This window comes from Streptomyces sp. 3214.6 (assembly GCF_900129855.1).
Lineage (GTDB): Bacteria > Actinomycetota > Actinomycetes > Streptomycetales > Streptomycetaceae > Streptomyces > Streptomyces soliscabiei.
The window spans coordinates 2,138,342-2,160,946 of sequence record NZ_LT670819.1 but is presented as its reverse complement, the minus strand read 5'-3'; the positions used below and the strand labels follow the sequence as shown (position 1 = coordinate 2,160,946).

Genomic DNA, 22,605 nt, shown 5'->3' with positions numbered 1-22,605 from the left:
GGCCCCGATGACTGCGTCAATCGACGAGATCACCAGAGCACTGCGGGAATCGGTCAAGGAGACCCGGCGGCTGCGGCTGCGGAACGACGAGCTGGAGGCGACGCTCCGCGAGCCGGTCGCGATCGTGGGGATGTCGTGCCGCCTGCCGGGGGGTGTGACGTCGCCGGAGGAGTTCTGGCGGCTGCTGTCCGAGGGCCGGGACGCGGTGTCCGCCTTCCCCGCGGACCGGGGCTGGGATCTGGCCGGGCTGTTCGATCCGGACCCCGATCACCTGGGGACGTCGTATGTCCGCGAGGGCGGTTTCCTGGACCAGGTCGCCGGGTTCGACGCGGAGTTCTTCGGGATCTCCCCGCGCGAGGCGCTGGCCATGGACCCGAGGCAGCGGCTGCTGCTGGAGACGTCCTGGGAGCTGTTCGAGGCGGCCGGAGTGGATCCGCTCGGCCTCAAGGGCAGCCGGACCGGGGTGTTCGTCGGGGCCGGTCCGACGGACTACCCGCACGGCGTGGAGGGCTATGCGGTGGCCGGGACCACCCCGAGTGTGCTGTCGGGGCGGCTGTCGTACGTGTTCGGGCTGGAGGGCCCGGCGGTGACGATCGACACGGCGTGTTCGTCGTCCCTGGTGGCGCTGCACATGGCGTGTCAGGCGCTGCGGGCCGGTGAGTGCTCGATGGCGCTGGCCGGCGGGGTGGCCGTGATGTCGAGCCCGAAGGTGATCGTCGAGTTCAGCCGGCAGCGCGCGCTGTCGGCGGACGGACGGTGCAAGGCGTTCTCCGAGGCGGCGGACGGATTCGGGTTCGCCGAGGGCGTCGGGCTGCTGCTGCTCGAGCCGCTGTCGCAGGCCCGGCGCCGGGGGCACGAGGTGCTCGCGGTCATCCGGGGCTCGGCGGTCAACCAGGACGGCGCGTCGAGCGGTCTGACGGCGCCGAACGGGCCGTCGCAGGAGCGGGTGATCCGGCAGGCGGTGGCGAACGCGGGCCTGTCGCTGCGGGACGTGGACGTGGTGGAGGCGCACGGCACGGGGACGTCGCTGGGGGACCCGATCGAGGCGCAGGCGCTGTTGGCGACGTACGGGCAGGAGCGTCCCGAGGGCAGGCCGGTGCTGCTGGGGTCGGTGAAGTCCAACATCGGTCATACGCAGGCGGCGGCCGGTGCGGTCGGCGTGATGAAGATGGTGCTGGCGATGCGTCACGGGACGGTGCCGGCGACGCTGCACGTGGACGAGCCGAGCCGTCATGTGGACTGGTCGGCGGGTGAGGCCGAGCTGGCCGTGAAGGCGTCGCCGTGGCCCGACTCGGGGCATCCACGGCGTGCGGGGGTGTCCTCCTTCGGGGTCAGCGGCACCAACGCCCACCTCGTCCTCGAACAGCCCCCGGCCCACGACGGCGCGGACCCGGCCCCCCGGCCGTCCGGGCCGGAAGACGCCGTGCCGGTGCTGCCGTGGGTGGTGTCCGGAAGGGGGGAGGCCGGACTGCGCGGGCAGGCCGCCCGGCTGGCGGAGTTCGTCGAGGCCCACCCGGACCTCGACGCGCGCGACACCGCACACTCGCTGGCCCGGCGCGCGGCGCTGCCCCACCGGGCCGTGCTGCTCGGCACCGGCCGGACCGGGCTGCTGAGCGGACTGCACGCCCTGACAGCGGGACGGCCCGCGCCCGGGCTGATCCAGGGCACGGCCCGCAGCCGCTCCGGCGAGGCGGTGCTGGTGTTCCCCGGACAGGGGTCCCAGTGGCCGGGGATGGCGCTCGGGCTGCTGGAGACGGCTCCGGTGTTCCGCGACCGGCTCACCGAATGCGACCAGGCGCTGGCGGCGTTCACCGGCTGGTCGGTGCGCGACGTGCTCCGTGGTGCGCCCGGCGCCCCGGACCTGGACCGGGTGGACGTCGTCCAGCCGGTGCTGTTCGCGGTCATGGTGTCGTTGGCCGCCTTGTGGCAGCACGCGGGGATCGTGCCCGCCGCGGTGGTCGGACACTCCCAGGGCGAGATCGCGGCCGCCTGTGTGGCGGGCGGACTGTCCCTGGAGGACGCGGCACGGGTCGTGGCGCTGCGCAGCCGGGCCCTGGCGTCGCTGTCCGGGCAGGGGGCGATGGCGTCGCTGGGCCTGGGACGTGAGGACGCCGAGGCCCTGCTGTCCCGGTGGGACGGCCGGCTGACGATCGCCGTCGTCAACGGGCCCGGGTCGGTGGTGGTGTCGGGCGACGCCGCCGCGACAGCCGCTCTGGTGGCCGAACACCAGGACTCGGACGTCCGGGCACGGCTCCTCCCGGTCGACTACGCCTCGCACTCGCCGCACGTCGAGCGGATCCGGGCCGAAGTGCTCGCGCAGCTCGACGGCGTCACCCCCGGCCCCTCGCGGATCCCCTTCTACTCGGCGGTCACCGGCGGGCAGTTGGACACCGCCGAGCTCGACGCGGACTACTGGTACCGCAACCTCCGCCAGCCGGTGCGCTTCGACGAGGTCACCCGGACCCTGCTCGACCGGGGCTACGAGCTGTTCGTGGAGGCGAGCCCGCACCCGGTGCTGACCATGGGACTGCAGGACACGATCGCCGACGCGGACGCCTCCGCACTGGTCCTCGGCACGCTGCACCGCAACCGCGGCGGCCTCGACGACTTCCTCGGCTCGGTCGCGCAGGCCTACGTCGGCGGCGTGCCGGTCGCCTGGGAGAGCGTGCTGGGGCGGCGCGGGAACGACACCCCGGGCCTTCCGTCGTACGCGTTCCAGCGGCAGAGCTACTGGCAGGACCCGACGGCCCCTTCCGCGGACGCCCTCGGCAAGGCGGGACTGCGGGCCGGTGAGCATCCCATGCTCGGTGCCGCGACGGACGTCGCCGACAGCGCCGCCGTGCTGCTGTCCGGCCGTCTGTCGCCGCAGACCCACGGGTGGCTGGCCGATCACGTGGTCGAGGACCAGGTGCTGCTTCCCGGCACCGGGTTCGTGGAGCTGGCCCTGCGCGCCGCCGCCGAAACCGGCTGCTCCGGAATCGGGGAACTCGCGCTGGAAGCCCCCATGGTGGTCCCGTCGCAGGGCGCGGTCCAGGTTCAGGTGGTCGCCGGCGCCCCGGACGACTCGGGCAACCGACGAGTGACCGTGTACTCGCGGCCGGAGGAAACATCCGTGGACGGCGGATGGACGTCGAACGCCGTGGGCGAGCTGACCGGCACGCCGTTCGCGGAGGACTTCGGCGACCTCGTGATCTGGCCGCCGGCCGGCGCGGAGCAACTGCCCACGGAGCGGCTCTACGAGGGGTACGCGGAGCGCGGATTCACGTATGGACCGGCGTTCCGTGGGATCCGCCGGGCATGGCGCCTCGGCGACGACGTGTACGCCGAGGTCCGCCTGCCTTCCGCGCAGCGCGGCGAGGCCGGGCGGTTCGGCGTCCACCCTGCCCTGCTGGACGCGGCGGTGCAGGCGGCCGGCATCCTCATGGCGCCGGAGGGCCCGCCGACGGGTGCCGGACTTCTGCTGCCGTTCGTGTTCAGCGAGGTCGCCCTCGTCGCGTCGGGCGCGGCCGATCTGCGGGTCCGGGTGCGGCGCAACGGCCCGGACCGGGTGTCGCTGACGGCCGCGGACCTCGACGGGCGCCCCGTCGTCTCGGTCGGCGCCCTCGTCGTACGGCCGGTGTCGGCGGAGCAGGTGCGCGCGACGCAGTCGGGCGCGCTCCGCGACGCGCTGTTCAGGGTCGACTGGGTCCCCGTGACCCGGCCCGGGTCCGGGCCGGCCGCGGCGCGGGAGCGCTGGGCGGTCCTGGGCACGGACGCGGCGGCGGTCGCGCGGCGGCTCGGTGACGCCGGCGCGGCCGTCGACACGTACCGCGACCCGGACGGGCTGCGGGCCGCGATCGCCGAGGGGATCCCGGTGCCCGACCTGGTGCTGTGGAGCGCCCCCGACGCCGTCCGCGGCAACGGCTCCGCCGACCTGCCCGCCCACGTCCGGACGGTCACCGCGGCTGCGTTGGGCGTGGTGCAGGCATGGCTGGCGGACGACGACCTCGCCGCCGGCCGGCTGGTGATCAGGACCCAGGGCGCGGTCGCGGCACGGGAGGGGGACGACGTCGCGAACCTGGCGTCGGCCGCCGTGTGGGGGCTGGTGCGCACGGCGCAGACGGAGCACCCGGGCCGGTTCGTCCTGGTCGACGACGGCACCTGCCCGGACGATGCTGGACCGGGGGAGGCCTGGGCGGCGGCAGCGGCCTGCGGGGAACCACAGCTCGCCGTCCGTTCCGGCGAGCTGCTGGCGCCGCGGCTGGCCCGGGCCGCCGACGGCGAAAGCCTGACGCCGCCCGCCCGGGCGGCCGCCTGGCGCCTGGAATGCACCGGCACCGGGACGCTGGAGGGACTGACGGCGGCGGAATGCTCGCGGCCGACCGGCCCACTCGGCCCGCGCGAGGTACGGGTGGCCGTGCGGGCGGCCGGTCTCAACTTCCATGACGTGGTCGTCGCGCTGGGGCTGATCCCCGGTGAGACGGATCTCGGCGGCGAGGGCGCGGGAACGGTGACCGCCGTCGGCAGCGACGTACATGACCTGGTGCCCGGGGACCGGGTCCTGGGTCTGCTGACCCACGCGTTCGGGCCGCTCTCGGTGACCGATCACCGGCTGCTGGCCAAGATCCCCGAGGGATGGTCGTTCGAGCAGGCCGCTTCGGTGCCGGTCGCCTTCCTCACCGCGCACTACGCGCTGTCCGACCTGGCCGGGCTGCGACCCGGCGAGTCCGTGCTCGTGCACGCGGCGGCCGGTGGGGTCGGCATGGCGGCCGTACAGCTCGCGAAGCACCGCGGCGCACAGGTGTTCGCGACCGCCAGTCAGGGCAAGTGGCCGGTCCTGAGGTCCGCCGGACTGGACGACGCGCACATCGCGTCCAGCCGCACGCTCGAGTTCGAGCGGCAGTTCGGCGACGTGAGCGCCGGGCAGGGCGTCGACGTCGTGCTGAACTCGTTGGCCGGAGACTTCGTCGACGCCTCACTGCGGCTGCTACGACCCGGCGGACGCTTCGTCGAGATGGGGAAGACCGACATCCGCGACGGCGCCGACGTGTCCGGCAGTCACCCCGGGGCCGACTACCGGGCATTCGAACTGAACGAGGCGGGACCGGACCGCATCAAGGAGATGCTGTCCGAGATCATGAGCCTGTTCCACGCGGGTTCGCTGACGTTGCCGCCGGTGACCACCTGGGATGTCCGCGACGCGATACCGGCGTTCCGGTTCATGAGCCAGGCCCGGCACGTCGGCAAGATCGTGCTGACCGTTCCGCCGGCGCTGGACCCCGAGGGGACGGTGCTCGTCACCGGCGGCACCGGGACCCTGGCCGGCCTCGTCGTGCGCCATCTCGCCGAGCACGGAGCCAGGCACTTCATGTTGCTGAGCCGCCGCGGCCCCGAAGCACCCGGTGCGCAGGCCCTTCACGACGAACTGGCCGAGCGGGGCGCCCGGGTGGAGATCGTCGCCTGTGACGTCGCCGACCGAGCCGACCTCGCCCGGACGCTGGCCACGGTTTCGGCTGATCATCCCCTCACGGCGGTCGTGCACGCGGCCGGAGTCCTCGACGACGGGATCCTGCCCTCGCTCACCCCGGGCAAGATCGACACGGTCATGCGGCCCAAGGTCGACGCGGCCCTGCATCTGCACGAGCTCACTGCCGGGGCCGACCTCGCTTCGTTCGTTCTGTTCTCCTCCGGCGCCGGGCTGACCGGCGCACCCGGGCAGGGCAACTACGCGGCCGCCAACGTGTTCCTCGACGCGCTCGCCTGTCACCGGCGGGCCACGGGCCTGCCTGCGACGTCGATGGCGTGGGGCCTGTGGGCGCAGACCAGCGAGCTGACCGCCGGCATCACCAGCTCCAACCGGGCACGCATGAGCGGGTACTTCGCCCCCTTGCCCACCCAGCAGGCGCTGGCCCTGTTCGACGCCGCTCGCGGCTCCGCCGAACCTCTCCTGCTGGCCACCGGTATCCGCACCGGCCTGCTCCGGACCCTTGCCCGTGACGGTTCGCTCCCGGCGCTCTGGCGCGCACTGATCAACACGCCGGCGCAGCCGCGGATCGTCGCCTCCGACCCCGCCACCGGTGTGGCGAGGCAACTGGCCTCGCTGAGCGAAGCCGATCAGCGGCAGTTCCTGCTCCACCTCGTCCGGTCGCACGCGGTCGTCGCGCTGGGCGGCGGTGACGCGGAGAGCATGGACCCGGACAGCCCGTTCCGGGACATCGGGTTCGATTCCCTCACCGCCGTCGACTTCCGCAACAGGCTGGCCGGCGCGACCGGCTGCCGGTTCCCGGCGACGCTGGTCTTCGACCATCCCACTCCGGCCGAACTCGCCGAGCACCTGCGCACCAGGCTCACCTCCGAGGCGGCGCCGCAGTCCGTGCCGGTGCTCGACGAGATCGACAGCCTGGAGAGGGGGCTCCTGCGGATCGAGCCGGGCGAGGAACTGCGGGACAGGATCGCCCGGCGCCTTCGCACGTTGCTGAGCCGATGGGACGACGCTCACCCGGAGAGCGGGGCGCCGTCCCACGACGGCGCGGAGATCGCCCTTGATTCAACCCTCGAATCCGCCACCGACGACGAGCTGTTCGCGCTCATCGACGCAGACCTCCCCGACACCGCATGACGGGCGGCCTGCCCCTGGACACGGGCAGGCCGGTCATCCGGTGGAGGCCGTGGCCCCGGCCGGTCATCAGTCCTCTCGCCGGTCCACGGCGTGCTGGGACCGGGCACGGACTACCGCGACGCCGGCGCCTCGCCACCGCAGAGGCGCAGTGCGCTTTCCAGGCACAGCGCGTCCGCCGCGTCGGTGGTGAGGCGCTCGGCGGTGACCTCTGCCGCGGCGGCGTGCTGCAGTCCGATGACGGCTGCGGCGAGCCAGGCGGCGGGCAGGGGCGCACCGAAGTCGCCCGTGTGCTGCCCTCGCCGGATGAGCCGTTCGAGCCGCGGGGGCACGACGTCGGACAGAGCGTTGCGGTCCGGGCGCGGAGCCCCGGGTCCGGCGGGGTTGAGCAGGAGGGGGTTGCGGCGAAGGAACCGCCAGCCGGCGTCGAGGAACTGGGCCAGCGCCTCGGCGGGCGGGTCGGTGTCGAGGCCGGCGCTGTCGAGCGCGGCGATGTATTCGGCGGCCGCGGCCTCGATGAGGGCGGCGACCAGCGCGTCGCGGGAAGGGAAATGCGCGTAGACCGTCTGGCGGGTGACGCCGGCCGTGGCGGCGACGTCGTCCATGCTCGCGTCGGGCCGCTCGCCGAGCACGACCCGGGCCGCGTTGAGGATGGCGTCGATGCTGCGCCGGGCGTCGGCCCGGCGGCGGCGTGGCGGCGTGATGGTGTCGTGCGATTCGGCCATTCCCAGAAGATACGCGTACGGCCATAACCTTGACAAGCTGTAAGAGTTTGGCTAACTCTTACGGCATGTCAAAGAAAAGTTCGGGTGCGGATCATCCGGCGGTCGAGGCGCGCGGCCTGGTCAAGGTCTACGGCGAGAACCGGGCGCTGGACGGGATCGACCTCACGATCGGGCGCGGTCAGGTGTTCGGGTTCCTCGGCCCCAACGGTGCGGGCAAGACCACAACGATCCGCATCCTGGCCACCCTGGCCCGTCCGGACGGCGGCACCGCCCGCGTCCTCGGCCACGACGTGCTGACCGAGACGGACGCGATCCGGTCCCGGGTGGCGGTGACCGGCCAGTTCGCCTCCCTCGACGAAGATCTCACCGGACACGAGAACCTGCTGATCCTCGGCCGGCTCAACGGACTGTCCCGGGCGGCCACCAGGAAGCGCGCCGACGACCTGCTCGCCGCGTTCGACCTGACCGGCGCGGCCGACCGGCCGGTGGGCGGCTACTCCGGCGGCATGCGCCGCCGGCTCGACATCGGCGCGAGCCTGATCGTGACCCCCGACCTGCTGTTCCTCGACGAGCCGACCACCGGACTCGACCCGCGCAGCCGCAACCAGGTGTGGGACCTGGTCCGTCGGGTCGCCGCGGCCGGCACCACGGTGCTGCTCACCACCCAGTACCTCGAGGAGGCCGACCAGCTCGCCGAGCGGATCGCGGTCATCGACAACGGCCGGATCGTGGCCGAAGGCACCAGCGCCCAGCTCAAGTCCCGGGTCGGCTCGGGCACCCTGCACGTCCGGCTCCTCGACGGCGAGCAGCGTCCGCGCGCGCTGCAGATCCTGGCCGACGTCCTGGAGGGGACGGTCCAGGCCGCCGCCGACCCCCTTTCCGTGTCCGTGCTGCTCGCCGGCCGGCCCGACGAGACGGACGTGGGCCGGCTGGTCGGGCGCGCCGCGACCCAGCTCGCCGACGCCGGGGTGGGCATCGCCGATCTCTCCCTCGGCCAGCCCAGCCTGGACGAGGCCTTCCTCGCCCTGACCGGCCACGGAGCCGGTCCGGCCACCATCGACCACGAGGAACTGAACGCATGAGTACTCCCGCCGTGTCCACGCGCCCCGCTGCGCCGGAGGACCCGATCGACGCGCTCCTCGCCGAGGGACGCGTACGCGGTCGTGCCGGCGCCTTCGCCGCCTCGGCCACCTTCGGCAGGCGCGCCATGCTGAAGCTCAAGCACGACCCCAAGCAGCTCGTGGACTCGTCCGCCATCCCGATCCTGCTGACGGTGCTGTTCACCTACCTCTTCGGCGGCGCCATCAGCGGTTCGACCAGCGAATACCTCAAGGTCCTGCTGCCCGGCGTGCTCAGCATGAGCATCGCGATCGTCACCATGTACGGGGGCGGCCGTCTCGCCCAGGACGTGCGCAGCGGAGCCTTCGACCGCTTCCGCGGCCTGCCGGTCTGGCGCGGCGCCTTCGTGCTCGGCGGGCTGCTCAGCGATATCGCCCGCTATCTGTTCGCCTCCGCCATCGTGCTCGTCCTCGGCATGATCATGGGCTACCGCCCCGACGGCGGTGTGCTGGGCGTGCTCCCCGCGGTCGCCCTGGTCGTCGCCTTCGGACTCTCGCTGTCCCTGGTGTGGGCCGCGGTCGCGCTGGCCGTCCGCGACCAGGCCGTCGTCCTCAGCATCGCCAACGCCGTGCTGATGCCCCTGTCGTTCGCCAGCAACATCTTCGTCCAGCCGAGCACCATGCCCGGCTGGCTCCAGGCCTTCGTCGACGTCAACCCGCTCAGCCATGTGTCGAGCGCGGCCCGCGCCCTGATGAACGACACCGGAGGCGCCGGTGGCGACGTCCTCTGGTCGCTCGGCGCGATCGCCGTCCTCACCCTCGTATGCGGCCCGATCACGCTCCGCCTCTACAGCAAGCAGGGCTGACCCCCGCTGACCCCTGCAAGGGAAACCGCCACCGGCTGTCCGGCGGCGGTCGCTCTCCCCCGTCAGGCCGGGATCACCGGGAGGAGCAGGTCAGGACCCCTGGCCCTCGGCCCGTATGACGGCGGCCAGCCCGGCGACCGTGGGGTGGTCGAAGAGCCTGCGCAGACCGTCGTCCTGACTCTCGCTCGTCCCGAACTCCTTGCCGATGCGCTCCAGGACACCGATCGCGTGCAGGGAGTCCCCGCCGAGCTCGAAGAAGTTCTCCTCCGTCCCGAAGTCGTCGCGCTCCAGGACCTCTTGCCACACCCGCAGCAGCGTGCGCTCCAGCTCGTCCTGCGGAACGGACGGCCGACCGGGGGTCTGGTGGTCCCTCGGGGCGGGCAGAGCCGACACGTCTACTTTGCCGTTCGCGCTGAGCGGCACCCTGGGGATGACGAGATAGTGGCGCGGCACCATGTATTCCGGCAGGACCTGTTCGAGCTCGGCCCGCAGCGCGTCGGCGTCGGGATGCGTCGGCCCCGTGACGGCCTCGCCTGCCGCCGGAACCAGGTAGGCGACCAGTTGGCGGCGGCCCGTCCTGGGGTTGGTGTCCACGGAGACCAGTGCGTCACGGACGCCCGGATGCCGCAGCAGCGGGGCCGCGATCTCTCCGAGCTCGATGCGGTAGCCGTTGAGCTTGATCTGCGAGTCCTCGCGTCCCAGGAACTCGATGTCCCCGCCGGGCAGATAGCGGCCGAGGTCGCCGGTCCGGTACAGGCGGGCCTTGGTCCGGGGATGCACGACGAACCGCTCCGCCGTCCGCTCGGGATCGGCCCAGTAGCCACGGGCCACACCGCTTCCGCCGATGTAGATCTCACCCGTCGCCCAGACCGGACTCGGTTCGAGCCACTGGTCGTACACATGCATGGTCTGGTTGGCGAGCGGCTTGCCGTAGGGGATCCGTGACCAGTGCGGGGGCACCGCGCCGATCGGGTAGTGGATCGACCAGATGGACGCCTCGGTGGCGCCGCCCAGGCTCATCACCTCGGCCTCGGGGTAGAACGCGCGGATCCGGTCCGGCAGCGCGACGGGGATCCAGTCGCCGCTCATCATGACCAGCCGCAGCCCGTGTCCGGGCGGGAGAGCGACCGGATCGTGCGCGTCGATCCACGCCTGCATCAGGGCCGGCACAGTGTTCCAGATCGTCACCCGGTGCCGGTCCACCAGTTCGCTCCAGTGCCCTGGCTCCTGCGCCCTGCTCGGCTCCGGCATGACGACGGCGCCGCCCGCCGCCGGCAGACCGAAGATGTCGTACACGGAGAGGTCGAAGCTGAGGGCGGACAGGGCCAGCACCCGGTCGTCCGGGGTGACACGGTAGCGGTCGTTGAGGTCCTGGACCGTGTTGGCCGCGGCCCGATGGTCGATCATGACGCCCTTCGGCGTGCCGGTCGACCCGGAGGTGAAGATCACGTATGCCAGGTCGTCCGGGGCGGGACCGGCCGGCGGCGGGGTGGGCGGCGCGGACCGTACCCCTGCGTCGGCGAGGGTCACCAGCCGGATGCCGTCGGGCCAGGTCAGCTCGTCCCGCAGCTGCGGTGTCGTGACCACGACCCCGACCCGGCCCTGCTGGAGGAGCTGCGTCCGCCGGGCGGCCGGCCAGCGCGGCTGGATCGGCAGATACGCGGCCCCGGACCGGGTGACGCCGAGGGCCGCCGCCACCTGCTCGTACCCCTTCTCGGTGATGACGCCGATCAGGGTGTCCCGGGTCGCGTCCATCGACTGCAGAACGTGGGCCAGCCGGTAGGCGTCGTCGACCAGCTCGCGGTAGGTGTGCTCGCCGTCGGCCGAGATCACGGCGATCGCGTCCGGGGTCCGTTCGGCCTGTTCCTCGACCAGGCCGCAGAGCGTCCGCTCAGGGAGGGGGGCCTCGGTCGCGTTGGCCCGGCGGCGCTCGTCGGCCTGGGCGGCGGGGAGCGTGACGAGCTCCCGCTCGTCCCACGCGGCTTCGCTCTCGCCGAGGCGTTCCAGGCACGCGCGGTGGGCGAGGAACATCTCCTCGATCATGCCGGCGGGGAAGAGTTCGTCGACGAAGTCCCAGTTGACCAGCAGCTCGCCCCGGTCCTCGAGCACCTGGTAGTCCAGCCAGACCTGGGGCGTCTGGCTGACGCCGTACACGACGTCGCCGAACACCTGGGCGGTCTCGGCGAGGTCGGTCGCGGAGTCGAAGCCGATCATGCTCGTGAAGACGACCGGCATCGCGGCCCCCAGCCGACCCCCCAGGCGCCTGGCGCGCTCCCGCAGGACGCGGACCCCGGAGTAGGCGGAGTGCCCGAGATCGTCCATCAGCTGGTGGTGCAGGCGTTTCGCCCGCGCCGTGAAGGAGTCCTCCGGCTCGGGCCGCGCCTCGAGGGGGATCAGCGAGGTGAAGTCGCCGATCACCTCGCCGATCCGGGGATGGAGCGGCCGACGGTTGAACAGCGTCAGGTTGAGAGTGAACTCGGGCCGCTTCGACCAGCGCCGGAGCACATCGGCGTAGGCGGTGATGAGCACGGCGGACGGAGTGAGGCCCCGGCGGCGGGCGGTCTCCTTGACGGCGGACCACTGATCGCGGGACAGCCGGCCGTCACGCCGGGCGAACCTGGGGCGGGAGAGCTGCCCGGGCTGGACGGCCAGGGGCAGTTCGGGAGCGGGGGGCAGTCGGTCGAGCCGGTCCAGCCAGTACTTCTTGTCGGCTTCGAACAGCTGCTCGCTCTGCTGCCGCTGCTCGGCGAGAACGTAGTCCCGGAACGTGACGTCGATGGGCTCGGGCGGGGAGTCCGGCCGGCTGTAGAAGCGGAACCAGTCGCGCTGGAAGATTCCGAAGCTGAACCCGTCCATGACCAGCATGTCCAGGCTGAGGTGCAGACGCCATCGCCGGTCGTCCAGCCGGGTCGCGCGGACTTCGAACAGCGGACATCGGTCGGCGGGCAGCACCTGGTGTGCCAGCTCTTCCCGGATCCGCGCGATCCCGCTCTCCCGCGCCGCGTCGTCGAGCCCGGACAGGTCGGTGACCCGGATGTCGTACGGCGCGACCTCGGGCAGGACACGCTGACGGCCGTCGGGCTGGATGATCGCCCTGAGCATGTCGTGGCGCCGGACGACCTGGTCGAGGCTTTGGCCCAGCCTCGGCACGTCGAGATCCATGGCATCGAACTCGAGGTAGCAGTGGGTCGAGTTCCCGCCGAGCTCCACCGCCGGTGTCCGCCCCACCCAGTACGCGTGCTGGATGTCCGTCAGCGGGAACGGGTCATGCCGCTCCTCGGGCCGTGGAACCAGACCGGCCGGCTCGTCCGTGTTCCCGGAGCGCGAGATGATCTCGATGAGCTCGTCCCGGCGGAGCTTCATCTCCTCGCGCAGTTCGGGGGTCAGGGCGTCGGGCGGGGCCGTCACATGAAGCCGGCCGTCGGCCAGCCGTAATCTGACCCCCCGGCGGTACAGCTCGGCGAAGAGATCCGTGGTCATCGTGCCTGCCTTCCTGGCGGGTTACAGGATGAGTTCTTCGAGGGGTTCGGCGGTCGCCGGCTCCTCGTCGCCGGTCAGGACGAGGCTTCGGGCGGCGAGGGACCGGCAGACCAGGTCGACGATGTCCGCCACGGTGGTGTCGCCGAGGAGGCGCTGGGGCGGGACGTCCACGAGAAGCGCCGTGCGGAACTGCTCCCTGAGCCGCATCGCGCGCAGCGAGTCCAGGCCGAGATCACCCAGCCGGGTGCCGGTGAACCGTGCGCGCAGGCTCTCCGCCTCGTCCGCGAGCCCCGGGACCAGCACAGTCATCCGGGTGAACAGGATGTCCGTGAGGGCTTGCCGTGCCTCCTGCGGCTCCTCGACGGCGAGCCGCGACAATTCGTCGGCGTCCCACGGCTCGACGGCCTCCGGCTCGGCGACGGCCGCCGCCTGCCAGGCCGGATCGGATGCGGCGTACGTGAGCCCCGCGACGGTGACGAGCGGTTCGCCGGCGTCGGAGTACAGCTCCAGGTCGATCGGGCCGCCGGGGCTACGGCGGACATGGCACCACAGCCGTCGTGGCAGCTCGCGGTGCCAGGTGAGCCGGGACAGGCCCGACGGAAGCCACAGGCGGGCGTCGGCGTCGGCGTCGGCGACGAGCGGCAGGGCGGTCAGGAAGCAGGTCTCGAGCACCACGGGGTGCACGACGTACTGATCGCCGTCAGCGGCGACCGCGTCGGTCTCGAGGAGGGTCAGCGCTTCCTCGTCGCCCCGCCACCAGCGGCAGGCGACCTCACGGAAGGCCGGGCCGCAGGCGATTCCGGCGTCCGCGAGCCGCGCGAACAGTTCCTGCGGACCCTGCTCGGTCATCCGGGAGCGCAGCCGGTCGAGGTCTGCGCAGGAAGGGACCGGGACGGTCTCCTCGGTGCTCGACGCGGTGAACCGCAGGGCCCAGCCGCCGCCCTCCCCGGGACCGTCGTCCCCGGGATCGGCGCTGAATCCCCTGATCCGGCGGACCGCGCCGTGGGTTTGCGCCGCTGTCTGAAGGGCCGGCGGGAGCGTGCCGGGCAGCGTGGTGGGCTCGCCGAAGGCGAGATCCCCGATCGTCCGGGCGTCGTCGCCCTCGCGGGCTCCCCGGCGTGCGGCCGCCAGCGCCCATTCGGCGACGGCGGCGGGTGGCAGGGCCCGCGTGCCGCGCAACCGGTACTGCGCGACGTACCAGGGTTCCCGCGCCGCCGGTGTCCGGGTGAACCGCCGTTCGCCCGGGTCGGCGAGGTCGATCGGGCCTCCGAGCAGGGGGTGCACGGGCTCCCCGACGAGCTCGTCGCCCCCGCGGCCCCGGGAGCTCGGCGCGTCGAGCCAGTACCGCTTGCCGCGGAACGGGTAGCCGGGCAGACGCATCCCCCTGGCGTCCGTCCCGGTGAAGGCGGCCTCCCACGACACCGTCGCACCAGCCGTGTACGCCGCCGCGAGGCGTGTCAGGAGCCCTTCCGTCGTGACGACGGCTGCGGGATCCAGCTCCAGACAGGCCGTCGCGCCCTGCGACCGCACCCGGGCGAGGAGGTCCCCGCCGCCGGCCCGCAGGAAGTCACCCGCTGCCCAGTGCTCGGGGTGGTCGAGGCGGCCGGGGTGGTCGGGTTGGCCGGGTCGGCCGGGGGAGACGAACGGGATGCGCGGCTTCGCGTAACCGATCCGTTCCGCGGTGGCCCGCAGCCCGTCCTCGGCCCCGCGGCCCCCGATGTCCCCGCGGCCCTCGGTGTCGTACACGCGCGCGACGGCCGCCGCGAGCGCCCCGGCATCCGCAGGCGACAGGACACCGGCGGCAAGAGCGGCCGTGATCTCGCCGACCCCCGAACCGGCGACAAGATCCGGCGCCACTCCGCACGAAAGGGCCAAGCGGTACAGCGCCACCTGGACGGCGAAGACGGCGGCGTGGCGGTACGTTGCCGGCGGCCGGTCGAGATGGGACTCAAGACAGGTGCGAACGTCGTCGTACGCCTCGGCGAAGACGGGGAAGCGTTCCGCCAGCCGTCGGATCGAGTCATCGTCGGCCGCCTCGGCGCCGGTGAACACCACGGCCGTTTTCGCGGCGGTGACCGCACCGGTGAACAGGCCGGGCGCGTCCTCGCCGCGGGCGAGAGCCGCGAGCGCGGCGAGATGGTCGTCGGCGGAGACGCCCACGCTGACCGCGCGGTGTCTGAAGCCCGCCCTCGTGCGGGCGAGCGACCCCCCGACCTCCGTCGCGCGGGACGGTCGTGCGGCCAGGAAGCCGCCCAGCTCCGCGGCCATGGCACGCAGCGCCGGCTCCGACTTCGCGGACAGCACCCAGGGCGTGGCGATGCCGTCGGCGCCGTCCGGCGCCGGGTCGGATCCGCCGTCCTGCGCGGCCGACTCCTCGAGGATCAGATGGGCGTTGGTGCCGCTGATGCCGAAGGAGGACACGCCGGCCCGCCGGGGACGACCGTCGGCGGGCCACGGAACCGTCTCGGTCGTCGGCGCGACCGTTGCGCCGGACCAGTCCACGTGCGGGGACGGCCGGTCGAAGTGGAGCGTCCGCGCGTGGGTGCCCGCGCGGATGGACATGACCGTCTTGATCACGCTCGCCACCCCGGACGCCGTCTGGGTATGGCCGATGTTCGATTTGACCGAGCTCAGCCGCAGGGGCCGCTCGGCCGTCCTGCTCTCGCCGTAGACGGCGATGACGGCCTCGGCCTCGATCGAGTCACCCAGCGCCGTGCCGGTCCCGTGTCCTTCCACCGCGTCCACCTGGTCGGGGGTGAGCCCGGCGTCGGCCAGCGCCTGCCGGATGACCGCCTCCTGGGCCGCGCGGCTCGGCGAGGTCAGCCCGTTCGTCGCGCCGTCCTGGTTGACGGCCGACCCGCGGATCACCGCGAGCACCGAGTGGCCGTTGCGCCGAGCCGCGGACAGGCGCTCCAGCACCAGCAGCCCGGCACCTTCACCGAACCCCATGCCGTCCGCGGCGGCCGAGAAGGGCTTGCATCTGCCGTCCCCGGCGAGAGCGCCGCGGCGGCCGAACTCGACGATGACGTCCGGTGTGGCCATGACCGTGACGCCGCCGGCCAGCGCGAGCTCGCAGTCGCCGCGCCGCAGTCCCTGACACGCCAGATGGATGCCGACCAGGGAGGACGAGCAGGCCGTGTCGACGCTGATGGCCGGACCGCGCAGTCCCATGACGTAGGAGACCCGGCCCGACGTCGTGCTCGGCGCTCCGCCGACAATCAGCTGCTCCTCGACGCCCGCCGGGAGCCCCGCCCGAGGCTCCCCGGCGTAGTGGGAGTAGGACACCCCTGCGTAGACGCCCGTCAGGGTCCCGCGCAGACCGGCCGGATCCAGGCCGGCGTGCTCGACCGCGTGCCAAGCGGTCTCCAGGAGCAGCCGTTGCTGCGGATCCATCGCCAGCGCCTCGTGCTCGCCGATCCCGAAGAACTCGGCATCGAACCGGTCGGCTCCGGCGACGAAGCCCCCCTGGGCCGCCGTGGGCAGCGCCGGCGCGTCCGTGCCGCCGGGCAGGTCGACGGCGCCCCATCCGCGGTCGGCGGGGAACGGCGAGATGCCGTCGCCTTCGCCGACGACGAACCGCCAGAGATCCGCCGCGGAACGCAGATCGGGCGGAAACCGGCAGCCCATGCCGACGATCGCGATGGGCTCGGAATCCTTCAGCTCGATCTCGCGCAGTCTCCGGGCGGTGCGCTGCAGTTCGCCGGTGGCCTTCTTCAGGTACTGACGCAGCTTTTCTTCATCAGCCATTCGTCGTACGGCTCCCTGTAATTGTCGGCAATTCAAATTCGCAGGCCCGGGGACGCATATTTTTCACTTCAGCATAATTCCCGGTCGACCTTACTGTGCGGGCGTGGTCCCCTGGTACCCCACCTCCACCCCTACGCACACCCCTAAGCACATCGGCTAAGGGTGCGATAGGGGTTGAGGTGGCCTCCCGGGTCGGGTAGACCGAAGACCGTGACGGGGTGAGCCGGCCGGGTCCTGATGGATGCGCCGGTGGTCGGTGAGCTGAACCCCCCACTCATTACCTGCCGAGGCGGCCGGACCACGGCGGGGCGATCATTCTTGTCCTTTTATGCGGTGAAGAATGCACGGGGAAAGGTGTGGCGTTGATCTGCCATGGCCGGCCTCCCGCTGCTAGCGTCGAGAAAGTCCGTCGACGATCACCGTTCGATGCTGCCTCGGGAGATGGATTGTGTCGGATCCGCCTGTAGTGATGGATACGCCCTGGGAAAAGGTCGCCGATTCCATTGAATTCATTCCCGCCGAATATTCCGGCAAGACCGAGCAGGAATCGGTCGCGCAGGAGATGCTGCGTTGCGGACCGGCGGAGATCGATCGGCTCGTCGCCGCCGGGCTGCCGTTCGAGGAGCGATCCGGCGTCCGTCACTTCGACGTGAACGATCTCTACAACCTCGGCATGTACTCGAACACCTCGAAGACGCAACCGGAGCTCGCGTTCCGCATGCTGTTCCGGTTCGCGGGCCGGCCCGTGGACGACCTGCTGCGCACCAAGACCTGGGATTTCCAGGTCCGGCTGGAGTGCCCCGACTGCGCGGGCGAGGCACCGTGGCGCCTGGAGGAACCGGACATCGTCCGGTTCGGCGGGAGCGTCGCCGCCGTGACGGCGCCGGCCCCGGGCTCGGGATCCGCGCAGTACACGGCCACGGTCACCACGACCGGTGCGCGCACCCCGGTGATCTCTCCGGTGCTGCGGCGCCTGACCGGCGAATACCTGGCCGCCGGATACCGCTGGCAGATGATCCCGGTACCCATGCAGGCCGACTACGGCCTGGTGCACGAACTGGGCGCGACGAGCTGCATCGCGGCCAGCCTGCTGCTGGCGGAGCGCTTCCGGGACGCCGGGTACCGGGCCGAGGCGAAGCGGGGCTGGTTCTGCGGCGTACTCGGCGGCGCCCTCGACCTGCCGCACGCCTGCGTCGAGGTCGAGGACGACGACGGCAGGCTCAAGACCATCGACATCGCCAAGGCCCAGCTGGCCGCCCGCCTCTCCGCGAGCACCGCCGAGTTCCAGGAGCTGTGCCTTGGCTCGATCTACAACAAAGTCATTCCGTCCACCGCTTCCGGTAACGCCGCCCTGGGCCATCACGAGTGCGGCTCACGGACGCCGGTCCACGTGCGTGCGGATATCCGATCGGTGCGTTGAGGAGACGACTGCACATGGCTGTACGCGAAATCGAGCCGGTAGTGCTCGAACTCGACCGGTTGGAACAGCTGGCCGAGTCCGGCTATTACAACCCGTATACGATGTTCGACTGGCCCGAGACAATCGAGCCCGACCTGCCGTGGATGAGCGAGAGCCTGACCACGCTGGCCGGCACGCCGATGTGGGACGAGTTGACGCGTGAACAGCAGATCGCGCTGACCAAATACGAGGCGATCAATTTCTTCAGCCTCAACATCCATGGCATCCGCGAGCTGATGAGCGACGTCGTGATGCGCATCCACGAGCGGACCTACGCCGACGTCTCGGAATTCCTGCACCACTTCATCGGTGAGGAAAACGAGCACATGTGGTTCTTCGCGCAGTTCTGCCTGCGCTACGGCGGCAAGCTGTATCCGGCACAGCCGACGCTCAAGGCCGACTCGGTCGCCCACCTCTCCACGGTGGCTCGCGAGGTCATCGTGTTCGCGCGCATCCTGATCTTCGAGGAGATCGTCGACCACTACAACGCGCACATGGCGACCGACCCGTCGTTGCCGCACATCGCCCGTGAGATCAACCGGGTGCACCACCAGGACGAGAGCCGGCACGTCGCGTTCGGCCGGATGGTCTTCACCAACCTGCTCGGCCAGGTGGCCAGGCGTGATCCGGACGAGGTGCCGGTGGTCGCCGAGTATCTCGAGAACTACCTGCAGTACAGCATCGGCACCCTCTACAACCCGGCCGCCTACCGCGACGCCGGCATCCCGGACGCGCTGGCGCTGCGGCGGCGCGCGCTGGAACACCCCGCGCGGGTGGAGGCGCACGACCGGATACTCAAGCGGACGCGGAAGTTCCTGTCCAAGGCAGGCGCAGGCAGGGAACTGATCAAGTGATGACCGAGCCCATGCAGGCGGTTCGGGAGTTCATCCTGGGCCGCAATCCCAAGATCGACCGGCTGGACGGCGACCTCGACCTGATCGACAGCCGGGCCATCAACTCGCTGGCCTTCGTCGAATTCATCTTCCTGCTCGAGGAGTTGACCGGCGAGCCGATCGACCCAGAAGACCTGGATCTGGACGACTTCCGCACGCTCCACGCGATCGAAGCGCGATTCTTCAAGCAGAAGGCGGCGTGATGACCACAGCAACCGACAACGGCCTGGGAGTTCTCGACGGTGGCCAACTGCGTCTGCTGCGGGCGCTCGACGCGGTGTTCCAGCGTTTGGCCGAAGGATGGCAGGCCCCGGAGTTCCGGTTCCCGTTCCTGATCCGGTGTGAGGATCTGGACAGGTTCGACTACTTCGACAACTTCCCGCAACTGGGCCTGGCCGCGACCCGGCTCGACCCGCCACGCCTCGGCAAGTTGCTCACCGAGGCGGAGCGGCCGATCGACCGCGTGCCGCCCGAGATCATGGAGACGACCGCCTTCGCACTGCCGTCGGCCGCCTGTTACGCGATCTACGTCAATCTGGCAGGCCGGACGCTGCCCGACGCCGGGCTGCTGCGGACCACGGTCGCCACCTGCTTCCGCAACGAGGACCACTACGACGGCCTCCAGCGGCTGCTGGGCTTCTCCATGCGGGAGATCGTCTTCATCGGCCCGGAGGACGGCGCCAAGCAGCATCTGCTGAACGCCAAGGACGCCGTACTGACGCTCTGCGCCGGACTCGGGCTGGACGTCCAGATCGAGGTCGCGACCGATCCCTTCTTCGACAAGAACAGCAGCAAGGCCAAGATGCAGCGGCTGTTCCCGGTGAAGGAGGAGTTCGTCGTCGACGGCCTGGCGATCGGCTCGGTCAACTACCACCGGAACTTCTTCGGCGAGCGATGCGCCATCCAGGCCGGCGACGACACGGCGCACACCAGCTGCCTCGCCTTCGGCCTGGAGCGATGGGTGCACACCCTGACCCGGCACTTCGGCGACACCGCCGCCGCGCTGTCCGCAGTGGAGAGTCTGGGCTGATGCGCGCCACATTGGCGGAGGCGCTCGGGATCAGGGTGAGCCTGCTCCAGTCGGGAATGGGCGGCGTCGCAGGCCCGGACCTGGCGTGCGCGGTGTCGGAGGCGGGCGCGGCGGGCTGCCTCGGCGGCTACAAGCTGGTCGGCGAGGCGCTGTCGGCAGCGCTGAAACGGCTGGTCGCGGGCACCGACCGCGCTGTCGGCGTGAACCTCATCCCGGAGGTCGTCGGACCGGAGGAGCTCGACCGGCAGGTCACGCAGGTGCTCGACGAGACGCCCCAGCAGGTGTACCTGTCGCTGTTCGGCATGCCGGACGATGCCGTGTGCGAGCGGATCACCGGTGCGGGGCGGCAGCTCGTCGTCCAGATCGGGACCGTACGGGACGGCGTGCACGCGGCCGGACAGGGCGCGATCGTGGTGGTGCAGGGCACCGAGGCGGGCGGTCATCTCCTCGGCACGGCGCACCGTGACGAGCTGGTCGCGGAGCTGCGCGCCCTGCTGCCCGACGCCTGCCTCGTCGCGGCCGGCGGCATCGGCTCACCGGCCGAGGCGGGCCGGGCGATCGCCGCCGGAGCCGACGGCGTGCTGCTCGGCACTGCCTTCGTGGTCGCCCGCGAGTCGATGGCCCACCCCTACTTCAAGACCGCGGTCTGCGCCTCCGACGAGGCCGACACGGTGATCACCGACGTGTACGAGATCGGCTGGTCCGGCCGACGGCACCGCGTCCTCGCGACGGCCGTCACCCGCGACTCCGACCAGCCGAAGAAATTCATCGGCCGCACCGTGGTCGAGGGGAAGCAATACGTGGTGCCGCGCTTCAGCGCCGCGGTGCCCACCGTCACCACCAGCGGCCGCATTGAAGAGATGGCGATGTACTGCGGACTGTCCTGCGGCGCCATTTCCGGCGAACGCCCGGCGGCCGACATCGTCGCCGAATTTGCCCGCATTCTGCCGGGTTCCGGCACTGTGGGAACAGAGAATGTGGAGGAATCGCATGGCAAGCTATGAAGAACTGTCCCGGCTGGATATGACCTACCACGACACTCCGCGAATTCGCACCAGGGAGGGCGTCGAACTCTACTACGAGTCCCGTGGTGAAGGCACTGCCCTCACGCTGCTCAACACCTTCTTCCTGCCCGTCCCGGCGTGGCGGGTGTACACCGAGGAACTCGAACAGCATTACCGCGTGCTGAGTTTCGACCTGTGCAATCACGGCCACTCCTCGAAGGTCGCGGAGGAACCCACCTGGGACGAGCACACGGTTGACCTGATCGCCCTGCTCGACGCCCTGGAGATCGAGTCGACGTATCTGGTCGGCCTGTCGACCTCCACCGTGTTCGCCAGGGAAGTGGCGCTGCGGTACCCCGATCGCGTCAAGGGTCTGGTGCTGACCGGCCCGGCCTTCGGCCCGCGCGGCATGCGGCGGCAGCGGCAGATCCAGCGGGCGTGGCTGCGGACGCTGGAGAGCCACGGCCTTGAGGGCCTGTACGAGCATCTGTACCCCGAGGTGTTCAGCGCGGAAATGAACGAGGCGATCGGTGCGCCCGGCTTCCTGGGCTTCCGGGAGAGCTTCAGCGCGCTCGCCACCGTCGAGGAGATGACCAACGGTCTGAAGCGCGCCATGCAGGACAAGAGCAGCCCCGAGATGCTGGCCCGGATCGAGGCGCCGACGCTGGTCGTCGTCGGCGACGACGACTTCCTGCTCAGCCCGACCGGCGCCAAGGAACTGGCCGGCCTCTTCCCGGACGGCCGCTGCGAGATCATTCCGAAGGCCGGGCACATCCCCTTCATCGACGATTCCGAGGGCTTCCAGTCGATCGTCCGAAAGTTCGTCGAAGAAGTGGAATCACGTGCCTGATGAAGCATTCGAGGTGCGGCGGAGCATCCGTGAACTGCTGCGGGAGCAGCAGGGCGGCGACCGGTTCGTGAGCACGGTGTCGGACACCGAGTCGCTCCGCCAGGCGGGGATGTCCTCGAACGCGCTGGTCGCTCTGCTGGTGGCGATGGAGGACGCGTTCGACTTCGAATGGGACGACGACGTCCAGCCGGAGGCGCTGCGCTCGATCGAGTCGCTGGCCGACCACGTCGTGGCACTGCGCGGTTGACGGCCCGACGTGGTTGTCGAGCCGGCGGTTCCCGCCCGCGCCGCCGCGGGAATGCGGACCGAATGGCGTGCGGTGCGCCGGCCGTACGGGCCGCATCAGCAGTTCACGGCCGGCCGCCGGGCGGCCGCGGCGGCGCTGGCCGCGGCCGGCGCCGCCGACCGGACCGTGCCCCGTGACCGAGACGGACGGCCGCTCTTCCCGCCGGGATTCGCCGGATCGATCTCCCACACCGACCGTCTGGCGGTCGCGGTGGTGATTCCCGGTGCCGCGGCGGTCGGCGTGGACATCGAAAGCGCGGTCATCGGTCCGCGCGTTGCCGGATTCGTCCTGAGCGGACGGGAGCGAAATACGCTGCTCCCGCCCGCCGGGGAATTCACCCCACGGGAACTCTTCTCGGCCAAGGAGGCTGCTTTCAAGGCGCTGTACGGCATCGGTGCACCGGAACACTTCCTGTTCTGGAAGATCGAACTCGATCGGTCCGACGATGCATTGATCGCGTCCTATCGCGGTGTGACGGTACCGGTGTGGATCCGTTCCGAGGAAGACCTTTCGTTCGCCGTTGCGATCCAGCAGTGAATGAATGAAGCGGTGAATGAAGCGGTGAATGGAGTGGTGAGTGAACGAGTTCGCCACCGCACGTGAAATTCTCAC

14 protein-coding genes are annotated in these 22,605 nt (G+C 71.3%); 11 read left to right on the top strand and 3 right to left on the bottom strand.

All coding sequences use genetic code 11. The features are described from left to right. Positions 1-7 precede the first annotated feature (7 nt). Positions 8-6,598, top strand: coding sequence for a type I polyketide synthase (locus B5557_RS09645; protein ID WP_079658731.1), 6,591 nt, complete (start codon positions 8-10; stop codon positions 6,596-6,598). A 110-nt stretch (positions 6,599-6,708) separates the two neighbouring features. Here the strand turns inward: B5557_RS09645 and B5557_RS09640 are convergent, their stop codons facing one another. Then, on the bottom strand, positions 6,709-7,320 hold the full coding sequence (locus tag B5557_RS09640) for a TetR/AcrR family transcriptional regulator (RefSeq protein WP_079658730.1): 612 nt from the start codon (positions 7,318-7,320) through the stop codon (positions 6,709-6,711). Positions 7,321-7,385: 65 nt separating this feature from the next. Here B5557_RS09640 and B5557_RS09635 point away from each other — a divergent pair, with 65 nt between their 5' ends. Both B5557_RS09635 and B5557_RS09630 read left to right on the top strand, forming a co-directional pair. Continuing rightward, positions 7,386-8,402: an ATP-binding cassette domain-containing protein gene (locus B5557_RS09635; RefSeq protein WP_079658729.1), complete on the top strand. Its 1,017-nt coding sequence runs from the start codon at positions 7,386-7,388 to the stop codon at positions 8,400-8,402. Continuing rightward, entirely contained in the window at positions 8,399-9,244 is an 846-nt protein-coding gene (locus tag B5557_RS09630; protein ID WP_079658728.1) for an ABC transporter permease, read from the top strand. The genes B5557_RS09635 and B5557_RS09630 overlap by 4 nt, the downstream gene beginning before the upstream one ends. 90 nt (positions 9,245-9,334) lie before the next feature. On the opposite strand, the gene B5557_RS09625 is transcribed toward B5557_RS09630, so the two are convergent. Together B5557_RS09625 and B5557_RS09620 are read right to left on the bottom strand one after the other, a co-directional pair. Then, a complete protein-coding gene (locus B5557_RS09625) occupies positions 9,335-12,724 on the bottom strand; it encodes a non-ribosomal peptide synthetase (protein WP_159424361.1) in 3,390 nt (1,129 codons plus the stop codon). A gap of 21 nt (positions 12,725-12,745) precedes the next feature. Next, the gene (locus B5557_RS09620; protein ID WP_079658727.1) at positions 12,746-16,471 is read right to left on the bottom strand and encodes a type I polyketide synthase; all 3,726 of its coding nucleotides are present in this window, start codon (positions 16,469-16,471) and stop codon (positions 12,746-12,748) included. A 448-nt stretch (positions 16,472-16,919) separates the two neighbouring features. Here B5557_RS09620 and B5557_RS09615 point away from each other — a divergent pair, with 448 nt between their 5' ends. Genes B5557_RS09615 through B5557_RS09585 form a run of 8 tightly spaced genes read left to right on the top strand, consistent with a single transcriptional unit; the run spans position 16,920 to position 22,530 of the window. Further along, entirely contained in the window at positions 16,920-17,891 is a 972-nt protein-coding gene (locus B5557_RS09615) for a hypothetical protein (protein ID WP_159424360.1), read from the top strand. 41 nt (positions 17,892-17,932) lie between these two features. Then, positions 17,933-18,784, top strand: a complete 852-nt coding sequence (locus B5557_RS09610) for a diiron oxygenase (RefSeq protein WP_231976318.1) — start codon at positions 17,933-17,935, stop codon at positions 18,782-18,784. Further along, a complete protein-coding gene (locus B5557_RS09605; protein WP_079658724.1) occupies positions 18,784-19,026 on the top strand; it encodes an acetyl xylan esterase in 243 nt (80 codons plus the stop codon). Before B5557_RS09610 ends, B5557_RS09605 begins: the two co-directional genes overlap by 1 nt. Continuing rightward, entirely contained in the window at positions 19,026-19,853 is an 828-nt protein-coding gene (locus tag B5557_RS43595) for a hypothetical protein (RefSeq protein WP_159424359.1), read from the top strand. The genes B5557_RS09605 and B5557_RS43595 overlap by 1 nt, the downstream gene beginning before the upstream one ends. Beyond that, a complete protein-coding gene (locus tag B5557_RS09600; RefSeq protein WP_159424358.1) occupies positions 19,853-20,857 on the top strand; it encodes an NAD(P)H-dependent flavin oxidoreductase in 1,005 nt (334 codons plus the stop codon). Before B5557_RS43595 ends, B5557_RS09600 begins: the two co-directional genes overlap by 1 nt. Continuing rightward, positions 20,844-21,707, top strand: coding sequence for an alpha/beta fold hydrolase (locus B5557_RS09595; protein ID WP_159424357.1), 864 nt, complete (start codon positions 20,844-20,846; stop codon positions 21,705-21,707). Before B5557_RS09600 ends, B5557_RS09595 begins: the two co-directional genes overlap by 14 nt. Beyond that, positions 21,700-21,954: a phosphopantetheine-binding protein gene (locus B5557_RS09590; protein ID WP_143688157.1), complete on the top strand. Its 255-nt coding sequence runs from the start codon at positions 21,700-21,702 to the stop codon at positions 21,952-21,954. The genes B5557_RS09595 and B5557_RS09590 overlap by 8 nt, the downstream gene beginning before the upstream one ends. 9 nt (positions 21,955-21,963) lie before the next feature. Continuing rightward, positions 21,964-22,530: a 4'-phosphopantetheinyl transferase superfamily protein gene (locus tag B5557_RS09585; protein ID WP_143688156.1), complete on the top strand. Its 567-nt coding sequence runs from the start codon at positions 21,964-21,966 to the stop codon at positions 22,528-22,530. Positions 22,531-22,605 lie beyond the last annotated feature (75 nt).